The sequence below is a fragment of the Ferrovibrio sp. MS7 genome (assembly GCF_038404985.1).
Classification (GTDB): domain Bacteria; phylum Pseudomonadota; class Alphaproteobacteria; order Ferrovibrionales; family Ferrovibrionaceae; genus Ferrovibrio; species Ferrovibrio plantarum.
The window spans coordinates 121,596-141,488 of record NZ_JBBKBA010000002.1; the positions used below are offsets into that span (position 1 = coordinate 121,596).

Sequence of the window (19,893 nt, forward strand, 5' to 3'; positions counted from 1 at the left end):
CCTTTCGAGCGCGAGCGAAAACCGGCATGAGCTTCCACGACTTCGACCTAACCGGCATCGACGGCAAGCCGCTGCCGCTGAAACAGTACAAGGGCAAGGTAGTGCTGCTGGTGAACACCGCATCGCAATGCGGTTTCACGCCGCAATACACCGACCTGCAGGCGGTGTGGACGAAATACCGCGAGCGCGGCCTGGTGGTGCTGGGGGTGCCGTCGAACGATTTCGGCGGCCAGGAACCCGGCACGGCGGCGCAGATCAAGGAATTCTGCGAGGTGAATTTCGATGTCGATTTCCCGCTCGCCGACAAGCAGAAGGTAAGCGGCGCCGAGGCTCACCCGGTCTACAAGTGGCTGGCGGCAGAATTCGGCGAACTCGCCAAGCCGCGCTGGAACTTCCACAAATACCTTATCGCCGGCGATGGCAGCGCGGTGGACTGGTTCTCCACCGCCACCAAGCCGACGGAAGCGAAAGTGACCAAGGCCATCGAGGCCGAGCTTGCCAAGCTGAAACCCGCGTAAGCGCGGTGAACTATCGTCACGCCTTTCACGCCGGCAACCACGGCGATGTGCTGAAGCATGTGGTGCTGCTGCATCTGCTGGAAGCGCTGCGCGCCAAGCCGACGCCGTTTCACCTGCTGGACAGCCATGCCGGCGCCGGGCTCTACGATCTGGCCGGCGACGAGGCACAGCGCGGCGGCGAATACCGCCTCGGCATCGGCGCCGTGCTGGCCGATGCCCGGGCCGCCAAGGCGCTGCCGCTCTATTTCGCCGCGCTCAAGGAACTCAATCCGGAACTGAAAGCCGATGGCAGTGGCCTGCGGCATTATCCCGGCTCACCCTGGCTGCTGCGCCGCGCTTTGCGCGAGCCGGACCGCTTGAGCCTGGTGGAATTGCATGGCGATACCTACGAGGCACTGCGCCGGAACATGGGCCGCGATGCCAGGATCGGGATTCACAAGCGCGATGCCTTCGAGGCGCTCGGCGCATTGCTGCCGCCGACGCCACGGCGCGGCCTGGCACTGATCGATCCGGCCTTCGAGCAGCGCGATGAATTCGACCAGACGGCCAAGGCACTGGTTGCCGCCCATCGCCGCTGGCAGACCGGGCAGATCGCGCTGTGGTATCCGATCAAGGACCGCGACAGCACCGATGCCTGGGCCAAGGCGCTGGCGCCCTCGCTGCCGGAAACCCTGCGGGTGGAATTGCTGATACGCCCGGCGCGGGATGCCACCAAGCTGAATGGTTCCGGCCTGCTATTGCTCAACCCGCCCTGGAAGCTGGACGAACAGCTTCGCGCGCCGCTGCAATACCTGAACGAACGCCTGGGCCGCGAGCCGGGCGCGGCCACGCGCATCGACTGGCTGGTGAAGCCGAAAACTTAAAATTTAATGGATCGAGCGCGAGGGCGGCGTATCGTCGCCGTCGTCATCGTCATCATCGTCGTCATCGTCGTCTTCGAGGCCGGCTTCCGCTTCGGCCAGCACGGCCTCGTCGTCATCCTCGTCCTCGTCGTCGTCTTCGTCGTTGCTGGCGCCGCCCGGCGGCGGCGTCGAGACCGGGCCGGCCTGATGATAGGCCAGTTTCCAGGTCTTGCCCTCGCGCACGAAGGTGTTGGTGGCGACCAGATAGGTGTCGTCCACCTTCTCGTAGCAGGTGACGATGCCGACATCGCCCCAGCACACCGCTTCGGCGCCGGCGGTTTCCACATCCGGGGCCGAGGTATTGGACAGGATGCGCTCCCAGCTATCCAGCACCGCCTGGCGGCCGAAAAGCGGCGGCCAGCCGGGATGGATGCAGCCGATCGGCTTCTCCTTGGCCCACAATGCCGCCATCGCCACCATGTCGCGCTCGGCGAAGGCGTTGTAGAAGGCTTCGTTGGCAAAAAGCAGGGCGGTTTCGTCTCCACGCATGGCGGCAGTTTACTATTCCTCGGGAGGCTTGCGGTAGAGCCGGCGCCGGGCAAAATGCCGCCATGAATATTCTGATGGTATGCACAGGGAACATCTGCCGCTCGCCCACCGCCGAAGGCATGTTGCGGCACTACCTTGCCGAGGCCGGACTGGCTGACCGCGTGCGGGTCGATTCCGCCGGCACCCATGATTACCATATCGGCGATCCGCCGGACCCGCGCAGCATCCGCCATGCCAGCAACGCCGGCGTCGATATCAGCGGTCTGCGTGCCCGCCAGGTCAGCCGCGCCGATTTCGAGCATTTCGATCTGCTGCTGGCGATGGATGGCGGCCACCTGCAGGGCCTGCAACGGCTGGCGCCGCCGGCATTGCGCAACCGGGCCAAACTCTATCTCGATTTCGCGCCGGCACAGCCGCTGCGCGAGATGCCCGATCCCTATTACGGCAATGCCGATGGTTTCGATCTGGTGATCCGGCTCTGTCATGCCGGTTCCAGCGGATTGCTGGCGCATATCCGCAACACTCTCGGCTGTTAACGAATGCTAAGAAGCTCGCCTCTTCAGCTACCTCGGCGGCGTGCTATAACCGATATACATCGTCCAGGGATAGCTGCCATGATCCGCGTTTTTCTCATGCTCGCGCTGCTTGCTGCTGCCGCGCCCGCCCTGGCACAGCAGGCCAAGCCTGGCCAACCAGTACAGAAAACCCATGCCGAGCTGGTGCAGGAATGCATGTCCGACATCCAGAAGGGCCTGAAGACCGGCCAGACCATGACCTCGCATCAGCGCATGCAGGCCGAGCAGCAATGCCGCGCCTATGCCGATAGCAAGAAGTAAAAGCTAGAGCGCCATATAAGTGCGAGCCTCATATAGGTCGTCATGCCCGGACTTGATCCGGGCATCTCATTTTTCGACTGTTTGTAAACATTTTCCCAGTGGAACAAGATGCGCGGATCAAGTCCGCGCATGACGACGTGCCAGGTGTCGGGCCTGCAATCAGGCCCTAGTCCAGCCCCTCGGGCTTTGGCCCGCCGGTCGCCCAATCCAGCCATTGCACCGTATGCAGCACCGGCAGCTTGTTGCCGGTCGCCTCAGCACCATTGGCGATCTGCACCAGGCAGCCGATATTGCCCGCCGCTACCGCCGAGGCGCCGGTGCTCTGGATATTGCGCAGCTTGCGCTCGCGCAGTTGCCCGGCGAGTTCGGGCTGCAGCAGATTGTAGGTGCCGGCCGAGCCACAGCAGAGATGCCCTTCCGGCACATCCTTGACCTGGAAGCCGGCGCGGCTGAGCAACTGCTTCGGCGCCGTGGTGATCTTCTGGCCATGCTGCAAGGAGCAGGCCGAGTGATAGGCAATGGTCATCGCCGGCACGGCGCCGTTGGGCTGCAAGTCGAGATCGAGCAGCAATTCGGTGATGTCTTTCGCCAGACCGGAAACGCGCGCCGCCTTCTCCGCCCAGGCGGCATCGTTGCGCAGCATGAAGCCGTAATCCTTCACCGTGGTGCCGCAGCCCGACGCATTAATCACGATGGCATCCAATCCCTCGCCATCGGCCTCGGCGCACCAGGCGGCGATATTCGCCTTGGCCTTCTGGTGCGCGTCATGCTCCTTGCCCATGTGATGCGTCAGCGCACCGCAGCAGCCCGCGCCCGGCGACACCACCACCTCGCAGCCATGGCGGTTCAGCAGGCGGATCGTTGCCTCGTTGATCGCCGGGTCCAACACCTGCTGCGCGCAGCCGGTCATCAGCGCCACGCGCTTCTTGCGTTCGCCATGGGCCTTGTAGATGCCGGGGCGATCCTGCGTCGAAGCCTTGGGCAGCCGCTTCGGGGCCATCTGCACCATGCCGCGCAGCTTCGCCGGCAGCAATCCAGCAAACGGCCGCGCCAGCATGGCGCCGCGCAAGGCCAGGCGGAAGCGGCCCGGATAGGGCAGCAGCCAGGCCAGCAGGCCGCGCAAGGCACGGTCGAGGAAGGGCCGCTTGTAGGTCTGCTCGATATGAGCGCGGGCGTGATCCACCAGATGCATGTAATGCACGCTGCTCGGGCAGGTGGTCATGCAGGACAGGCAGGAGAGGCAACGGTCGACATGGCGCACGGTTTCTTCCGTCGCCGCCTCGCCGCCTTCCAGCATCTGCTTGATCAGGTAGATACGGCCGCGCGGACTGTCGCGCTCATCGCCGAGCAAAGCATAGGTCGGGCAGGTCGCGGTGCAGAAGCCGCAATGCACGCATTTGCGCAGAATGGTATTGGCTTCGGCGATATTCGGATCGGCAAGCTGGGCGAGCGTGAAAGCGGTTTGCATCAGAGACCCGCCTCCATGCGGCCGGGATTGAGGATATGCTGGGGATCGAAGCTGTCCTTGACGCGGCGGCTCAAGGCCGCCAGCGCCGGCTCCTGCGGCTGGAACACGGAAACAGCGGCGCGCACGGCGTCATCGGCGCGGAACAGCGTGGCATGGCCGCCGCCGGCTTCGGCAACAGCACGGCGCAGATCGGCGGCGCCGGCATCGCGGCTCGGCAGGATGGCGAGCCAGATCAGGCCGCCAGCCCAGTCGTAGAAATACGCGATCTCGGGATGCCATTCGCGCAAGGCGGCAACCAGGGCCGGGCCTTTGCTCGGGGCGACACTGACCCGCCACAGCACGCGCTCCAGCGGCTGGGCGAGCAGGCTGGCATCGCGGATTTCGCGCCAGGCCCAGGATGAATTGAGCGAATGCAGTTCATCAAGTTCGCCATGCTTGCCCAACAGGTCGCGCAACGCATCGCAGCGCGCCGTCACCGATACATCGGTGCCTTCGACGCGGACCAGCGTGACGGCACGGCCTGAACTGGCGATGCGGCTGATGCCGGAGCGCGCCGCCAGCATGGCCGGCAGATGCGCCAGGCCGGAGACTTCATGCGGCGACTGCGCCGCTTCCGCCAGCGCACGGATGGCGGCGGCATCATCGAGGCCGAACACCACCACGGTGCGAGTCTTTTCAGGTGCCGGCAGCACCTTCACATGCGCCTCGGTGACGGCGGCGAGCGTGCCGAAAGCGCCGCAGAGCAACTTGGAAAGATCGTAGCCGGTGACGTTCTTCACCACCTTGGCGCCATTCTTCACCAGCTCGCCGCGCCCGGTGACGGCCTGGAAGCCGAGCAGATGGTCGCGCATGGCGCCGATCTTGAAGCGGCGCGGGCCGCCGAGGTTGGCGCCGATGGCACCGCCGAGCGTGCCACGCCCCGACGGCATGCCCCAGAGCGGGCCGAAATCCGGCGGCTCGAAGGCCAGTATCTGCCGTTGCTCAGCCAGCAAGGCTTCGATATCGCTGATCAACGTGCCGGGCCGGGCCGTAAGCACCAGTTCGGCAGGCTCATACTCCACCACGCCGGAGAGCTTGGAGAGATCGAGCAGATGGGCGCTTTGCCCCCCTGTATTTGATGATAGGGGGCGGCCAAGCCGGGCCTTGCTGCCATGGCCGATCAGGCTGAGCGGTTTGCCCTCGTTGGCGGCCCAGGCAATTGCCTGGCGTACATCTTCAGCGGTGGCGGGAAGAAATGTGTCGGTCATTTTAGCCCCCACCCCTTAGAAACGCGGAATGTCGGGGAAGGCCAGCTTGCCGCGGCTGACATGCATGGCGCCCATATCGGCGCAGCGATGCAGCGTCGGAAACACCTTGCCGGGATTAAGCCGGTGATCGGGATCGAAGGCGCATTTGACACGCTCCTGCTGCGCCAGGTCAGCCTCGTTGAACATCGCCGGCATCAGGTCGCGCTTCTCAACGCCGACGCCATGCTCGCCGGTGAGTACGCCGCCGACCTCGACGCAGAGCCGGAGAATATCGGCGCCGAATTCCTCCGCCTTCTCCAGTTCGCCAGGATTATTGGCATCGTAGAGGATCAGCGGATGCAGGTTGCCATCGCCGGCATGGAACACATTCGCCACCCGCAGGCCGTGGCGTTCGGAAAGCTGCGCCATGCGCGTCAGCACTTCGGGCAGCTTCTTGCGCGGAATTGTGCCGTCCATGCAGAGATAATCCGGTGAGATGCGGCCTACCGCCGGGAAGGCCGCCTTGCGTCCGGCCCAGAAGCGCAGCCGCTCCTCCTCGCTTTCGGAAACACGCAGCGACACCGCGCCGCAGCCGCGCGCGATCAGATCGACGCGGCTCAGCAGGTCATCCACTTCCGCCGGCGGGCCATCCAGTTCGATGATCAGCAGGGCCTCGACATCGCGCGGATAACCGGCATGAACAAAATCCTCCGCCGCATGGATCGCCGGACGGTCCATCATCTCCATGCCGCCCGGAATGATGCCGGCGGCGATCACCTTGGCGACGCAATCGCCAGCCGCTTCCGAGGTGGCGAAGCCGGCCAGCACGGCGCGCTGGGTGGTCGGCTTCGGCAGGATGCGCACGGTCACTTCCGTCACCACGCCGAGCAAACCTTCCGAACCGCAGACCACGCCGAGCAGGTCATAGCCTTCCGCATCGAGATGCTTGCCGCCAAGCCGGATCACCTCGCCGGTGATCAGCACCATCTGCACGCCAAGGATATTGTTGGTGGTGAGGCCGTATTTCAGGCTATGCACGCCGCCGGAATTCTCCGCCACATTGCCGCCGATGGTGCAGGCGATCTGGCTGGAGGGATCCGGCGCGTAGTAGAAGCCGCGATGCTCCACGGCGCGGGTGATGCCGAGATTGGTGACGCCGGGCTGCACCACGGCGCAGCGGTTATCCCAATCGACTTCCAGCACCTTGTTGAACTTGCCCATGCCGAGCAGCACGCCATCGGCCAGCGGCAATGCGCCACCCGAAAGCGAGGTGCCGGCGCCGCGCGGCACCACATTCACACCACGCTCATAGCAGAGCTTCAGCACCGCCGAGACCTGCTCAATATTGCTCGGCAGTACCGCCACTAGCGGCAATTGCCGGTAGGCCGTCAGCCCATCGCATTCATAGGCGCGCAAGGATCGCTCATCCACGATCACGCCCTCGCCCGGCACGATACGGCGCAGATCAGCAATCAGCGCCTCGCGCTGTTCGAGGATTTTCGGGTCTGGGGCGGGCATCAGCATGGGGGCATCCTCAGTCAGAACCAAAGCCGAAACGCGCGGCGGCGGCGGCAACATGGGCCCGCGCGGCATCTGCGGCAGCAAAGGCATCGCCGGCCTCAATCGCGCGCAGCAATGCCTGGTGCTCGCCTTGTGCGGCGGCGGCCTTGCCTTGCTGACGCGCGGCCTCGCTCCAGGTGAGCTGGCGGGTTTCGGAAAACTGGTGCGCCAGGAAATCGCTGAATCGCTGGATCAGCGGATTGCCGGTGGCGGCGGCAATGGCGGCATGAAAGGCATCATCGGCTGCGGCCGCCTCGCGGCCTTCGGCCAGGGCTGCTTCCATTGCCGCGAAGGCCGCCGCAATGGCGGCGAGATCGGCGGGCTGGCGGCGGCGCGCGGCCAGTTCGGCGGCAGCTACCTCGATGGCGCCGCGCAACTCGAAGGCATGGCGCAGGTCGCCGGTCTCCATGCCATTCGGCGCGGTCAGGCGGAAACTGGTCTGTCCCGGCCGCGCCAGCACGAAGGCCCCCGCCCCCTGGCGGGTCTCGACATAGCCTTCGGATTTCAGCCGGGCGATGGCCTCGCGCACCACGGCGCGGCTCACCTTGTGGGCCTCGGCAAGCTGCTTCTCTGTCGGCAGCTTGTCGCCTGGCGCCAGGCCGCCCTCGCGAATCGCCGCCAACAACCTGTCGGCCAAAGCCGAGCCCAGGCCACTCGGGCGCGGCAGGTCGCCCGTCTGGCTCAGGCTATGGCTCTGGCTGAAATGCAGCATCGATTCCCGAAAATTTGTCAGACAAGCTGACAACTATCCCGTGGAACCTTGCCCGTCAAGCCCCGAACGACAAACGGCCCGGACGACGAATCGTCCAGGCCGTTTACGGAGAAACTCTTGAGCCAGCGCCAGAAATCCAGCGCCGCCGCAGCTATTAGCCCTGGCGGGCCTTGAAGCGCGGGTTGGTCTTGTTGATGACGTAGACGCGGCCCTTGCGGCGCACCACGCGGCAATCGCGATGGCGGGTCTTGGCGGACTTCAGCGAATTGATGACCTTCATGACACGAACCCTAGATCTCGTCGAACCCATACACGGGCAATGATAAAGCCGGCGCAGCTAGCCGCACCGGCGCGAAAAGCGGGCGGAACATACAAAGCCGGTCCGGGCCTGTCAACGGCGAAAAAGCCCCCGGTTTCCGGCTGCGGCTTAATAAATCGGAAGGCTTTTTGCTACACTCCTAGGGTTGAATTACTTGGGAGAGGCCTGTGCAGCCTGACTGGACCGCCGGATACGTCGCGGAAATCGACTATACCTATGGCTATTACCGCGAATTGGCGCCGGCGCATCTGCGCTTTGCCCTGGCGTTGCGTGGCGTTGCGCCGCCGTCCTCAGGCCCGGTGAACTACCTGGAACTGGGCTTCGGCCAGGGCGTCAGCGTCAATATCCATGCCGCTTCCAACCGCGGCTCCTTCTGGGGCACCGATTTCAACCCGAATCAGGCCGCTGGCGCCCGCGCGCTGGCCAAGGCCGGCGGCAATGGCGCCAACCTGCTCGATGACGGCTTCGCCGAGCTGCTGGAACGCGACGACCTGCCGAAATTCGACTTCATCACCCTGCACGGCATCTGGACCTGGGTTTCGGACAAGCACCGCGACACGATCGTGGCGATCATCCGCAAGCATCTGGCGGTCGGCGGCGCGGTGTACATGTCCTACAACACCTTGCCCGGCTGGTCGGCCTCGATGCCGGTGCGCCACCTGATGAAGCTGCACGAGGATATCGCCGGCAGCGCCGAACAGGGCATCCAGAAGCGCATCCAGGCGGCGATTGCCTTCGGCGAGCAGGTGGATAATGCCGGCGCCGCCTATTTCCGCCAGGTGCCCGGCGCCCGCGACCGCCTCAAGGGCCTGAAGGACAAGCCGGCCAACTATCTGGCGCATGAGTATTTCAACGCCGACTGGAAGCCGATGTATTTCGCCGATGCGGTGCGGCATCTGGAAACCGCCAAACTGAGCTTCGCGGCCTCGTCCAACCTGCTCGACCATATCGACAACGTGAATTTCAGCGAGCAGTCGCGGCAGATGCTGGTCGGCATCCAGAATCCGCTGCTGCGCGAAAGCACCCGCGATTTCATCGTCAACCAGGTGTTCCGCCGCGACATCTTCACCCGTGGCCAGCGCCTGCTGAACATGCCGGAACGCACCGCCCTGCTGATGCAGAGCCGCGTGGCGCTGACCGTGCTGGCCAATGAAGTGCCGCTGAAGCTGAATGCCGCGGTGGGCGAGGTGAACCTCAGTCCCGCCGTCTACACGCCGCTGATCGAGGCCCTGGCGGCGGATAACTACCGGCCCAAGACGCTCGGCGAACTGGTGCCGGTGCTGGCGCCGAAGAATATCAACCCGCTGCAGATCATCCAGGCGGTGACCTTGCTGGTTGGCGCCAACCATGCCACTGCGGCACAAAGCGCCGAGGAAGCCGCCGCAGCCGCCCCGGCCGCGCAGCAATTCAACGCTGCCCTGCTGAAGATGGCGCGCGAGCATACCGAGGTGATGTGCATGGCCTCGCCGGTGCTCGGCGCCGGCGTGCCGGTGCCGCGCCTGCAGCAGATGTTCCTGGCCGTGCTGGGCGAGCAGAAAAGTAAGAAGACGCCAGACGCCGCAGCGCTCGCCAAGGGTGCCTGGGCGATTATGACCAGCATCGGCCAGCGCGTGGTGAAGGACGGCAAGACGCTGCAGAGCGAGGATGAAAACATCGCCCAGCTTGCCGCCGACGCCAAAATCTTCCTCGACCGCCTGCCACTGCTGCAGGCGCTCGGGGTCGCTTCGTAAGACTAGAACACCAGTTCGATCAGGCGCGGGCCACGCTGCCCGAAAGCCCGCTTGAGCGCCGCCGCGAACCCGTCCAGGTCCGTGGCGCGCTCGGCGGCAACGCCATGGCCCTCGGCAAGCTTCACCCAGTCGGGATTGGGGCGGTCGAGGGTCAGCATATCGACGGCGCGCGGCCCCGGATTGCCAACGCCGACATTGGTCAGTTCGCCCTGCAGGATGGCATAGCGCCGGTTGGCGAAGATCACCGCCGTGATATCGGCATTCTCGCGCGCGAAGCTCCACAATGCCTGCTCGGTGTAGAAGGCGCTGCCATCGCCGGTCAGCGCCACCACCTTGCGGTCGGGTGCCGCCAGTGCCGCGCCGAGCGCCACGGGCAGCGAATAGCCGATCGAGCCGCCCATATTCTGCAGCCAGTCATGGCGCGGGCCGGCAGCCAGGGCGGCGAAGATGCCGCGCCCGGTGGTGATCGATTCATCCACCACGATGGCGTTGTCCGGCATCAGGTTGGCCAGCACGGCGGCGATGCCATCCAGCGTCACCGGGCCGCTCGGCATCGCCGGCATCGCCGGCTTCGGCGCTATCGTGAAACGCTCCGGCGCGTTCAGCGCGGCGGCGATGCGCTCCAGCGCATCCTCCAGGTCGTCCTCGATGGCGGCCACCGGCACGCGCGCGCTGCCTTCGGGCAGCAATTCGCTGGGCTTGCCGGGGTAGGCGAAGAAAGCCACCGGATTGCGCGCACCGACCATGACAAGCTGCTGCACATCCTTGAGATAGCCCAACGCCACTTCCAGCACATAGGGAATGCGGCCGACTTCCGGCAGATGCGGGCCGCGCTCGATCAGCGCGTTGCTGCCCTGGCCGGAGAGGCGGCAGCCAGTGGCGGCCTGGATGCGGCCGGCCAGCATGATGCCGCGCGCATGCAGCGCCTTGCCGCCGAGCAGCAGCATGGCATTCTTGCCGCCTTTCTTGAGGGCCTCGGCACCGGCTCGAATAGCGGCATCGTCGACCTTGCGCCGCGCCGGCACCGCCACCTTCGGGGCCACACCTTCCGCCTCGTTCCAGGCAGTATCGGCAGGCAGGATCATGGTGGCGACGCCGCCGGCGCCGGTCATCGCCGCAGCAACTGCCTGGGCACCCAGCGGCCCGACTTCTGAAGCCGTCTCGGCGCGACCGATCCAGGCCGAGACCGGCCGGGCGATGCCCTCGATATCGGAGGTCAGCGGCGCGTCGTATTGCAGATGGTAGGTGGCATGCTCGCCAACCACATTGACGATGGGCGAATTGGCCTTGCGCGCGTTATGCAGGTTGGACACGCCATTGGCGAGGCCGGGGCCGAGATGCAGCAGGGTGGCGGCGGGCTTGCCGGCAAGCCGGGCATAGCCATCGGCGGCACCCGTCACCACGCCTTCGGCCAGCGCCAGCACGCAGCGGATACCCGGCACATGGTCGAGTGCGGCGACGAAATGCATCTCCGACGTGCCGGGATTGGCGAAGCAGATTTCCACGCCGCTCGCCACCAGCGACCGCACCAGACTTTCCGCGCCGTTCATACTGCACCCTCTCCTTCAGCTTGGGGAAGGAAAGGTGTAGCCGATCCGGCTCAGGTTTTGAAGAAGCGCACCAAGGCCGCGAGTTCCTGTGCCTGGGTGGTGAGCGACTGCGCCGCCGCCGTGGTTTCCTCGACCAGTGCCGCGTTCCGCTGGGTCATCTCGTCCATGCTGCCAACAGCGGTGTTGATCTGGTCCAGACCCGTCGCCTGCTCGCGGCTCGCGGCGGCGATCTCGGCGACAATATCCGACACCTTCTTGATCGCCGCGACGATATCGACCAGCGACTGACCGGCACGGTTGACCAGGGTGGCGCCGGTCTTCACCTGGGCATTGGATTCGGAGATCAGCGCCTTGATGTCCTTCGAAGCGCTGGCGGAACGCTGCGCCAGCGCCCGCACTTCCTGCGCCACCACCGCAAATCCTTTACCGGCCTCGCCAGCCCGCGCCGCCTCGACGGAGGCATTGAGTGCCAGCAGGTTGGTCTGGAAAGCGATTTCGTCGATCAGTGCCACGATGTCGGAAATCTTCCGTGCGCTGGCCTCGATCTGGGTCACTGCCGCCACGGCATCGCCCACCACCTTGCCGCCGGTTTCGGCGGTGTCGCGCGCCGTGCTCGCCAACTGGTTGGCGGCCTGGGCATTGTCGGCATTCTGCTTCACCGTGGTGGTGATTTCATGCATCGACGCCGCCGTCTCCTCGATACTGGCGGCCTGACTTTCGGTGCGCTGCGCCAGATCCTGGCTGCCGGTGGAGATTTCCGCTGCTGCGCCATGTACCGCCTCGGTTGTCTGCAACAGCCGACCGGCGAATTCGCGTAAGCGCGCCGCCATACCGTTGGCGCTGTTTTTCAACGTCGCGAACACCCCCTGGTATTCCCCATCGACCTGTCGCGTCAGGTCGCCATTGGCCATGGTCTCCATCACGCTGGCGAGCCCGCCGGTGACGGTGCCGAGCGTGCCCGAGAGGCGGTTGAGTTCCTGGCTCAAGGTGAGCAGGAAACCTTCCTTGTCGGTTTCATTGAGCCGCGTTGACAAGTCGCCGGCGGTGATGCGGCGGCAAAGCTCGGCAACTTCCGCCGCCGCCTGACGTTCGCGTGCTTCGCGCGCCTCACGCTGCGCCTCGGCCTCCTGGCGTCGCGCCGCGATCTCGGCTTCGGCGCGCTGCTTCTCCACGGCATTTTCCTTGAACACCGCCAGCGCCGCACCAATGCGACCGACCTCGTCAGTCTGCTGCAACACCGGCACCTGGGCATCGAGCCGACCATCGGCGAGGTGCTGCATCGCGGTGATCATGCGTTGCAACGGGCGGGTGACACCAATCAAGACAATACCCAGTGCAAGCATCAAGCCTGCAGCACAGCCGACAATGGCAACCACGATCAACTCGGTGCGCGTCATCCTGGCTTCCGCCAGGGCCGCCTTCTGCACCTCCTCCTGCTGCTTGTTGTAGCGGTCTTCGATGTTGCGCAGGCTCTGACGCGCGGCATTGAACTGCGCCGATGCCGCGATGATGCCGGCTTCGGCAGTGGCGAAATCGCCCTTGTCGCTGGCTTCGCGCGCGGCACGGTAGAGCGGGATATACCGGTCCACTGCCGCCTGCATGTCGGCGAAATCCTTGCGGTCGGCATCGGTGTCGATCAGCGGCTTCAGCCGATCCATGCGGCTCTGGTAGCGGCGCAGTTCATCGTCGGCGGTCTTGATCACGGTATCGCGCAGGGCCGGGTCCAGCCGGCGGGTCATCGCTTCCGCCATGCGCACGAACTGCACCAGGTTCACCGTGCCGCGCCCGGCATGTTCCAGCCGAGTGGAAGCATCATCGATGCGGATCAGCGCCTGCTCCATCTTGCCAAGCGCGCTGACCCCGCCATAGGCCATCAGGCCGGCGGTGAAGATGAGGATACCGACAACGCCAAGCAGCTTGCTGAGCAGACCAAGATTCCGGAACCAGGCCATGACGCACCTCCCGTCTGTATTTGGCAAAAAGCTTACAGCAACGGTACGGATACGATGCGGAATCAGCTAGCGATTGTCTGTTGGTTCACGAACAAATGTAGAGACCAACCGAATTAGAGGTTGCGCACCCACGGCCATTATACCGTGGCAATGGGCGTCACCGGCGAGCCGACCGCGCCAGTCAGCCGGAGCGGTGGCGCGGTAAGCAGGAAGCGACTGCGGCCCGCCGCCTTGAGGTAAGCTGCGAGTTCGGAGAGATACCAGATTTCGCCCAGCGGCACGCCAAGCTTGAACAGGCAATGCTCATGCAGCGGCAGCGCGGCGTGGCTTTCCTCGCCGCCCTCTTTGGAGGGCAGGCCCTCGACGGCATAATTGTCGGCGATCAATGCCGCGATGCCGCTGTCGGTGATCCAGTTCAGCAGCCGGGCGTCGCGGCCATCGATCACCGCATTGGAATTTTCCAGCCGTTGCCGGTCCGGCTTGGCCTGCATGCTCAGCAGCGTGTCGCCGAAGCCGGTATAAAGGCAGAGCATGTCGCCGCTCTCGACCATGACATTCTGCGCCTCGATGGCCCGCATCATGATGTCATAGCCGACCCATGTACGCGGCAGGCCCACCAGATCGAACAGGTTCACCAGCACGCCGCGCCCCTGCAGGCCATGGCGCGCGAAAGTCTCGATGCCGAGTGCCTTCACGCCGGATTGCTCGAAGCGGTCAGGGCGCCGCTCGCCTATTGCGCCCCGGTCGATGGCTTCCGGTATCTCCACGCCGCCGCGAAAGCCGTTGTAGAAACACGGCTCCGGCACGCCATCGCCATCGGCATCGAACATCTGGCCGGCATGGGCGAAGCTGTCCCATTGCGTCGAGTATTGCAGGTAGATCAGCGCCAGATCATCGCAGATCACATCGTTGTGGCGCACATCGTAGAGCGACAGGCGATGCACCATGTTGCCGACATCGCCGCGCGAGGTGGCAAAAAGCTGCGGTGGGTGGCGGCGCGGGTTGAGGATATTGCCGCCGGGATATTCCAGCGGCAGCGACAGGCAGAAACGCCGCCCCTCGCGCACCTCGGCAATACCCTGGCGGGTCTTTTCCGGTGTGATCAGGTTGAGCCGGCCGAGTTGATCGTCCGGGCCGAAATCGCCCCAGGTCGACCCTGCGGGCCGACGCTTCCAGCGCGGATTCATGCCAGCCTCAATTCGGGGGCGTCAATTCACAGCAGCAGCACGTTCCTGCATGGCACCGACCGAGTAATGCTGCCAGCGCGCCTCCACCGCCTCATGCAGCTCCGGCTTGAGGCCGGCGGCGAAGGCGGTTTCAGCGACCAGGAACATCGGGCCGATCAGCGCCTGCAGCAGATTGTCGGCCAGGGCCGGGCGGCGGCCCTCGAAGGCATGCCCGACAAGCTGGAACACCCAGCCGCCGACAAAGGCGATGGCGAACACGCTCCAGCCCATCATGCTGCCCAACATGGCGATCTGATGCGCGGCAGTGAGCAGTGCCAGGCTGACCAGCAGCATGAGGAAACCGAACAGGCGGTCGAGCCAGAGATAGAACACGCCAGTGACAGCCCAGAGCAGCACCGCGCCGGTGAGCGGCAGGCCCGCCACGCTGCCAAGATTGATCCAGGCCAGCGGCACGAACAACGCAAAGACGATCGAGGGGATGCCGATGAAATGGGTGGCGCGGTTGCGCGCATCGCGGTGATAGGCGGAATACATTGCCATCTGCTCGACGAAGAACGGATTCATCTGACTTCTCCCGGCTTAAGCTTTATGGCCCCTGCCGAGTCGGCGGCGCGGGCTTGTGTATAACTCAACCCTACTCTGCCGTTTTTGCCTGTCAACCTGGGTTTTCCCCAGGCTTTTTGCGTTGCGGGGCGAAAGGGTTTGACTCGCTTGGCCGCCCGCCTATGCTCGCCCCATCGCTCAGATCCCGTGGGAGAGCCGTCGGCGGCTCCAGCTACTGGAACCCGAGCCCGACGCGCCGAAGGAGCAACCGCCCCGGAAACTCTCAGGCCGAAGGACCGTGGGATCGTTGCGAGGCTCTGGAAAGCGGTGTCAGGCCCGGCCTGCCGCCCACCGACGGAGTAAGTCGCGTCCCGAAAGGACACCTGTCCTTACGGAAAGCCGACGAATCTCTCAGGTCCACGGACAGAGGGGGCGCAGACGGGTGAAAGCCCGTTTGCCGTACCGACTCTTTGCTCCGTGAGGACCCGTGGCGACACCAGGCGCAGATTCACAAGACCTCAAGCTCACGCCGCTCAACGCGCTGCACAAGGAATTGGGCGGCAAGATGGTGCCCTTCGCCGGCTACGAGATGCCGGTGCAGTATCCCACCGGCATCCTCACCGAGCACAAGCATACGCGCGCCGCCGCCGGCCTGTTCGACGTGTCGCATATGGGCCAGGTGCTGATCACCGGCGCCGATCCGGCGAAGTCGCTGGAGCGGCTGGTGCCCGGCGACTTGGTGGCGCTGGAAGTCGGCCGCATGCGCTACACCGTGTTCACCAACGATGCCGCCGGCATCCTGGATGACCTGATGGTGAACAAGCGGCCGAATGACCTGTTCGTCATCGTCAACGCCGCCTGTAAGGAGCAGGACATCGCCCTGCTCAAAAGCGGCCTGCCCGATTGCACAGTGGAATACCTGGCCGATCAGGCCTTGCTGGCTCTGCAGGGGCCGCAGGCCGTGGCAGTGCTGGCCCGGCTCAACCCGATGGTCAGCGACCTGCAATTCGGCCAAGGCGCTGAGATGAAGCTCGGGCCGCATGCCTGCTTCGTCACCCGCTCCGGCTATACCGGCGAGGATGGCTGCGAGATTTCGCTGGCCGCCCGTGAAGCCGAAGCCTTCGCGCGCTGGCTGCTGAGCCAGCCGGAAGTGAAGCCCATCGGCCTTGGTGCGCGTGACAGCCTGCGCCTCGAAGCCGGCCTCTGCCTCTATGGCCACGACATCGACACCACCACGACACCGATCGAAGCCGGGCTGAACTGGACCATCTCGAAGCGCCGCCGCGCCGAGGGCGGCTTCCCTGGCGCCGCCGTGGTGCAGCAGCAACTCAGCAATGGCGTAAGCCGCAAACGCGTCGGCATCCAGCCGGAAGGCCGCGCCCCGGCCCGCGAGGGCACCGAGGTGCAGAATCTGGATGGCCGCAAGATCGGCATCGTCACCTCGGGCGGCTTCGGCCCCAGCGTCGATGCCCCGGTCGCCATGGGCTATGTCGAAACCGCCGCTGCCGCCGCCGGCACGCCGGTGCAGCTCATCGTGCGCGGCAAGCCGCTGCCGGCCAAGATCGTCACCCTTCCCTTCATCACCAAGCGTTACGCCAAAGCCTGAGGAACCCCATGCCCAATATTCGTTACTCCAAGGATCATGAATGGATCGCCGTGGACGGCAACACCGGCACCGTGGGCATCACCGATTACGCCCAGAGCCAGCTTGGCGACGTGGTGTTCGTTGAACTGCCGCAGGCCGGTCGCCAGGTGGATGCCGGCGGCGAGATCGCCGTGGTCGAATCCGTGAAGGCGGCGAGCGAAATCTACGCACCCGTCGGCGGCACCATCACCGAGAATAACAGCGCGCTGGAAGCCGATCCGGCGCTGGTGAATGCCGCCGCTGAAAGCGGTGCTTGGTTCTTCAAGATGACCATCGCCAATCCGGCCGAACTGGATGCGCTGATGGACCGCGCCGCCTACGACGCCTATCTCGCCACGCTCTGAGGTTCTGTCATGCGTTACCTGGGTCAGACCGCCGCCGACCGCCAAGCCATGCTGGCGGCCATCGGCGTCAGCGATATCGATGCTCTGTTCAAGGATGTGCCACCGGAGGCGCTGAATCCCGAGATCGACCTGCCGCCGCATCGCGGCGAGCTGGAAGTGGAACGCCATATCGCGGCGCTGGCGGCGAGGAATCTCTCCCCCGCCGACGCGCCCTGCTTCCTTGGCGCCGGCGCCTATCGCCACCATATCCCGGCCGCCGCCGACCATCTGATCCAGCGCAGCGAATTCCTCACCTCCTACACGCCGTATCAGCCCGAGATCGCTCAAGGAACGCTGCAATATCTGTTTGAATTCCAGACCCAGGTGGCGCTGATCACCGGCATGGATGTGGCGAATGCCTCGCTCTACGACGGCGCCACTGCCTGCGGCGAGGCCGTGCTGATGGCGCAGCGCGTCACCAAGCGGCACAAGGCAGTGCTGTCCGGCGGCCTGCATCCGCATTACCGCGATGTCGTCACCACCCTGATGCGCCAGACCGACCAGCCCTTCGTCGCCGCGCCGATGGATGTGGCCGGCACGGAAGATCTGAGCACGCTGATCGACGACCAGACTGCCTGCGTGGTGGTGCAGAACCCGTCGCTGTTCGGCCATGTGCGCGACCTCACGGCGTTGTCCAAGGCTTGCCAGGCCAAGGGCGTGCTGCTGGTGGTGGCGGTAAGCGAAGTGGTGTCGCTGGGCCTGATCACGCCGCCGGGCGAGATGGGCGCTGACATTGTCGTCGCCGAGGGCCAGAGCATCGGCGTGCCGTTGAGCTTCGGCGGGCCGTATGTCGGCCTGTTCGCGGCGAAGGAAAAGTTCCTGCGCCAGATGCCGGGCCGGCTCTGTGGCGAGACCGTGGACCAGGACGGCAAGCGCGGCTTCGTGCTGACGCTTTCCGCCCGCGAGCAGCATATCCGCCGCGAGAAGGCGACCTCGAATATCTGCACCAACTCGGGCCTCTGCGCGCTCGCCTTCACCATCCATCTGAGCCTGCTCGGCGAGGCCGGGCTGGTGCGGCTGGCGGAGATCAATCATGGCAAGGCGGTCGAACTCGCCGAACGCCTGGATGGCCTCAAGGGCGCCAAAGTCGTGAACCAGGCTTTCTTCAACGAATTCACCCTGCGCTTGCCGAAGCCGGCCAAGGAAGTTGTCGAGGCGCTGGCGGCCAAGGGCATCCTTGGCGGCGTGCCGGCCTCGCGCCTGTGGCCCGACGAGCCGGAAGCGGAAAACCTGCTGCTGCTCGCCGCCACCGAGACCAACACGGATGAGGATGTCGAGGCGCTGGTCGCCGCGCTCGAGGAGGTGCTGTGATGCTGAACCGCCAGGGACGTCCCACCACCCCGAACGCCACCAGTGAAACCGCGCAGCTTGGCACCATTGGCGGTCATCGCGGCCTCGATCACGAAGAACCGCTGATCTTCGAGCAGGGCGAGGAAGGCCGCTGCGGCGTCGATCTGCCGGAGCCGCCGGCTGTAACCCAGCGCCTTGGCGGCCTGCGCCGCAAGGGCGCGATTGGTTTGCCCGGCCTTTCCGAACCGCAGGTGATCCGCCATTTCGTGCGGCTCAGCCGCAAGAACTACGCCATCGACATGGGCGTGTTCCCGCTCGGCTCCTGCACCATGAAGCACAATCCGCGCCTCAACGAGAAGCTGGCGCGCTGGAAGGGCCTCGGCGACCTGCATCCGATGCAGCCGGTGAGTACCGTGCAGGGTGCGCTGCAATTGATCGGTGAACTGGCCGACTGGCTGAAATGCCTCACCGGCATGCCGGCGGTGGCGATGAGCCCGGCTGCGGGCGCCCATGGCGAACTCTGCGGCCTTATGGCCATTCGCGCGGCGTTGATCGCGCGCGGCGATGCGCGCAAGCGGATTCTTGCACCAGAGTCCGCGCATGGGACAAATCCGGCCACGGCGGCGATGTGCGGCTATGAAGTCGATCCGATCCCGGCTACCGCCGATGGCCGCGTCGACCTGGAAGCGTTGAAGGCCAAGCTGGGGCCGGATGTGGCGGCGATCATGCTGACCAATCCGAATACCTGCGGCCTGTTCGAGCGCGAGATCAAGCAGGTGGCCGACCTGATCCATGGCGTCGGCGGCTTCTTCTACTGCGACGGCGCCAATTTCAACGCCATCGTCGGCAAGGTGCGGCCGGGCGATCTTGGCATCGATGCCATGCATATCAACCTGCACAAGACCTTCTCGACACCGCATGGCGGTGGCGGTCCCGGCTCGGGCCCGGTGGTGCTGTCGAAAGCGCTGGCCGATTTCGTGCCGCTGCCCTACGTGATGCTGACCCAGGCCGGCTACAAGCTGGTGGAAATCGACATGAACGGCATGAGCTTCGGCCGCATGAAGGCGTTCCACGGCCAGATGGGCATGTTCATCCGCGCGCTGGCCTACATGCTCAGCCATGGCGGCGACGGCCTCAAGCGCGTGGCGGAAGATGCCGTGCTGGCGGCCAACTATGTGATGGCAACCTGCGGCGACGTGATGAGCCCGGCCTTCGAAGGCCCCTGCATGCACGAAGCCCTGTTCGACGACGCCTTCCTGAAGGATACCGGCGTCACCACGCTGGATTTCGCCAAGGCGCTGATCGATGAGGGCTATCACCCGATGACCGTCTACTTCCCGCTGGTGGTGCATGGCGCACTGCTGGTGGAGCCGACGGAGAGCGAGAGCAAGGATGCGCTCGATCATTTCATCGGCGTGCTGCGCGGCCTCGCCGAACGCGCCCGCGCGGGCGGCAACGCGGAATACTTCCAGGGTGCACCGCGCCTGACCCCGCGCCGCCGCCTGGACGAAACCCAGGCCGCGCGCAAGCCGGTGCTGCGCTGGAAGCCGGCGCCGGACAGCAAGGCGGCGGCGGAGTAAACG

The 19,893-nt window shown here is 65.2% G+C and carries 19 protein-coding genes and 1 riboswitch; of the genes, 9 read left to right on the plus strand and 10 right to left on the minus strand.

Annotated elements, in window-relative coordinates; genetic code table 11:
- Window positions 1-26: 26 nt before the first annotated feature.
- Together V6B08_RS13900 and V6B08_RS13905 are read left to right on the plus strand one after the other, a co-directional pair.
- Window positions 27-518: a glutathione peroxidase gene (locus tag V6B08_RS13900; protein ID WP_341981872.1), complete on the plus strand. Its 492-nt coding sequence runs from the start codon at window positions 27-29 to the stop codon at window positions 516-518.
- Window positions 519-523: 5 nt separating this feature from the next.
- Entirely contained in the window at window positions 524-1,381 is an 858-nt protein-coding gene (locus V6B08_RS13905) for a 23S rRNA (adenine(2030)-N(6))-methyltransferase RlmJ (protein ID WP_341981875.1), read from the plus strand.
- A gap of 3 nt (window positions 1,382-1,384) precedes the next feature.
- On the opposite strand, the gene V6B08_RS13910 is transcribed toward V6B08_RS13905, so the two are convergent.
- Window positions 1,385-1,909: a nuclear transport factor 2 family protein gene (locus tag V6B08_RS13910; RefSeq protein ID WP_341981877.1), complete on the minus strand. Its 525-nt coding sequence runs from the start codon at window positions 1,907-1,909 to the stop codon at window positions 1,385-1,387.
- 62 nt (window positions 1,910-1,971) lie between these two features.
- On the opposite strand from V6B08_RS13910, the gene V6B08_RS13915 reads away from it, so the two are divergent.
- Window positions 1,972-2,445, plus strand: coding sequence for a low molecular weight protein-tyrosine-phosphatase (locus tag V6B08_RS13915; protein ID WP_341981878.1), 474 nt, complete (start codon window positions 1,972-1,974; stop codon window positions 2,443-2,445).
- A 78-nt stretch (window positions 2,446-2,523) separates the two neighbouring features.
- Complete coding sequence (locus V6B08_RS13920; protein WP_341981880.1) at window positions 2,524-2,745, plus strand: hypothetical protein; 222 nt, start codon at window positions 2,524-2,526, stop codon at window positions 2,743-2,745.
- Between the two features lie 166 nt (window positions 2,746-2,911).
- Here V6B08_RS13920 and glcF read toward each other — a convergent pair whose 3' ends face one another.
- The 5 genes from glcF to ykgO all read right to left on the minus strand — a co-directional run bounded on the left by glcF (window position 2,912) and on the right by ykgO (window position 7,991).
- Window positions 2,912-4,213 carry a glycolate oxidase subunit GlcF gene (glcF, locus tag V6B08_RS13925; protein ID WP_341981881.1) on the minus strand — a complete coding sequence of 434 codons (1,302 nt, stop codon included), beginning with the start codon at window positions 4,211-4,213 and terminating at the stop codon, window positions 2,912-2,914.
- Window positions 4,213-5,460, minus strand: coding sequence for a glycolate oxidase subunit GlcE (gene glcE, locus V6B08_RS13930; RefSeq protein WP_341981882.1), 1,248 nt, complete (start codon window positions 5,458-5,460; stop codon window positions 4,213-4,215). Before glcE ends, glcF begins: the two co-directional genes overlap by 1 nt.
- A gap of 15 nt (window positions 5,461-5,475) precedes the next feature.
- Window positions 5,476-6,963 carry an FAD-linked oxidase C-terminal domain-containing protein gene (locus V6B08_RS13935; RefSeq protein ID WP_341981884.1) on the minus strand — a complete coding sequence of 496 codons (1,488 nt, stop codon included), beginning with the start codon at window positions 6,961-6,963 and terminating at the stop codon, window positions 5,476-5,478.
- 10 nt (window positions 6,964-6,973) lie between these two features.
- Window positions 6,974-7,711 carry a FadR/GntR family transcriptional regulator gene (locus tag V6B08_RS13940; RefSeq protein ID WP_341981885.1) on the minus strand — a complete coding sequence of 246 codons (738 nt, stop codon included), beginning with the start codon at window positions 7,709-7,711 and terminating at the stop codon, window positions 6,974-6,976.
- Window positions 7,712-7,865: 154 nt separating this feature from the next.
- The gene (gene ykgO / locus V6B08_RS13945; RefSeq protein WP_290980092.1) at window positions 7,866-7,991 is read right to left on the minus strand and encodes a type B 50S ribosomal protein L36; all 126 of its coding nucleotides are present in this window, start codon (window positions 7,989-7,991) and stop codon (window positions 7,866-7,868) included.
- 206 nt (window positions 7,992-8,197) lie between these two features.
- On the opposite strand from ykgO, the gene V6B08_RS13950 reads away from it, so the two are divergent.
- Window positions 8,198-9,760, plus strand: coding sequence for a methyltransferase regulatory domain-containing protein (locus V6B08_RS13950; RefSeq protein ID WP_341981887.1), 1,563 nt, complete (start codon window positions 8,198-8,200; stop codon window positions 9,758-9,760).
- Between the two features lie 2 nt (window positions 9,761-9,762).
- Here the strand turns inward: V6B08_RS13950 and V6B08_RS13955 are convergent, their stop codons facing one another.
- The 4 genes from V6B08_RS13955 to V6B08_RS13970 all read right to left on the minus strand — a co-directional run bounded on the left by V6B08_RS13955 (window position 9,763) and on the right by V6B08_RS13970 (window position 15,013).
- Window positions 9,763-11,310, minus strand: a complete 1,548-nt coding sequence (locus V6B08_RS13955; RefSeq protein WP_341981888.1) for an acetolactate synthase large subunit — start codon at window positions 11,308-11,310, stop codon at window positions 9,763-9,765.
- Window positions 11,311-11,360: 50 nt separating this feature from the next.
- Window positions 11,361-13,262, minus strand: a complete 1,902-nt coding sequence (locus V6B08_RS13960; RefSeq protein WP_341981890.1) for a methyl-accepting chemotaxis protein — start codon at window positions 13,260-13,262, stop codon at window positions 11,361-11,363.
- Between the two features lie 137 nt (window positions 13,263-13,399).
- Window positions 13,400-14,449, minus strand: a complete 1,050-nt coding sequence (locus V6B08_RS13965) for a cyclase family protein (RefSeq protein ID WP_341981892.1) — start codon at window positions 14,447-14,449, stop codon at window positions 13,400-13,402.
- Between the two features lie 21 nt (window positions 14,450-14,470).
- Complete coding sequence (locus V6B08_RS13970) at window positions 14,471-15,013, minus strand: Mpo1 family 2-hydroxy fatty acid dioxygenase (RefSeq protein WP_341981894.1); 543 nt, start codon at window positions 15,011-15,013, stop codon at window positions 14,471-14,473.
- Window positions 15,014-15,190: 177 nt separating this feature from the next.
- Window positions 15,191-15,301, plus strand: a riboswitch (glycine riboswitch).
- 178 nt (window positions 15,302-15,479) lie between these two features.
- On the opposite strand from V6B08_RS13970, the gene gcvT reads away from it, so the two are divergent.
- From gcvT to gcvPB, 4 genes are read left to right on the plus strand one after another with little or no spacing between them, the layout of a single operon-like run.
- A complete protein-coding gene (gene gcvT / locus V6B08_RS13975) occupies window positions 15,480-16,598 on the plus strand; it encodes a glycine cleavage system aminomethyltransferase GcvT (RefSeq protein WP_341981896.1) in 1,119 nt (372 codons plus the stop codon).
- A gap of 8 nt (window positions 16,599-16,606) precedes the next feature.
- On the plus strand, window positions 16,607-16,981 hold the full coding sequence (gene gcvH, locus V6B08_RS13980; protein WP_341981898.1) for a glycine cleavage system protein GcvH: 375 nt from the start codon (window positions 16,607-16,609) through the stop codon (window positions 16,979-16,981).
- Between the two features lie 9 nt (window positions 16,982-16,990).
- Window positions 16,991-18,331, plus strand: a complete 1,341-nt coding sequence (gene gcvPA / locus V6B08_RS13985) for an aminomethyl-transferring glycine dehydrogenase subunit GcvPA (protein ID WP_341981900.1) — start codon at window positions 16,991-16,993, stop codon at window positions 18,329-18,331.
- Window positions 18,331-19,890 (plus strand): aminomethyl-transferring glycine dehydrogenase subunit GcvPB, encoded by a 1,560-nt coding sequence (gcvPB, locus tag V6B08_RS13990; RefSeq protein WP_341981902.1) that lies wholly within the window; start codon window positions 18,331-18,333, stop codon window positions 19,888-19,890. The genes gcvPA and gcvPB overlap by 1 nt, the downstream gene beginning before the upstream one ends.
- The last annotated feature ends 3 nt before the right edge of the window (window positions 19,891-19,893 follow it).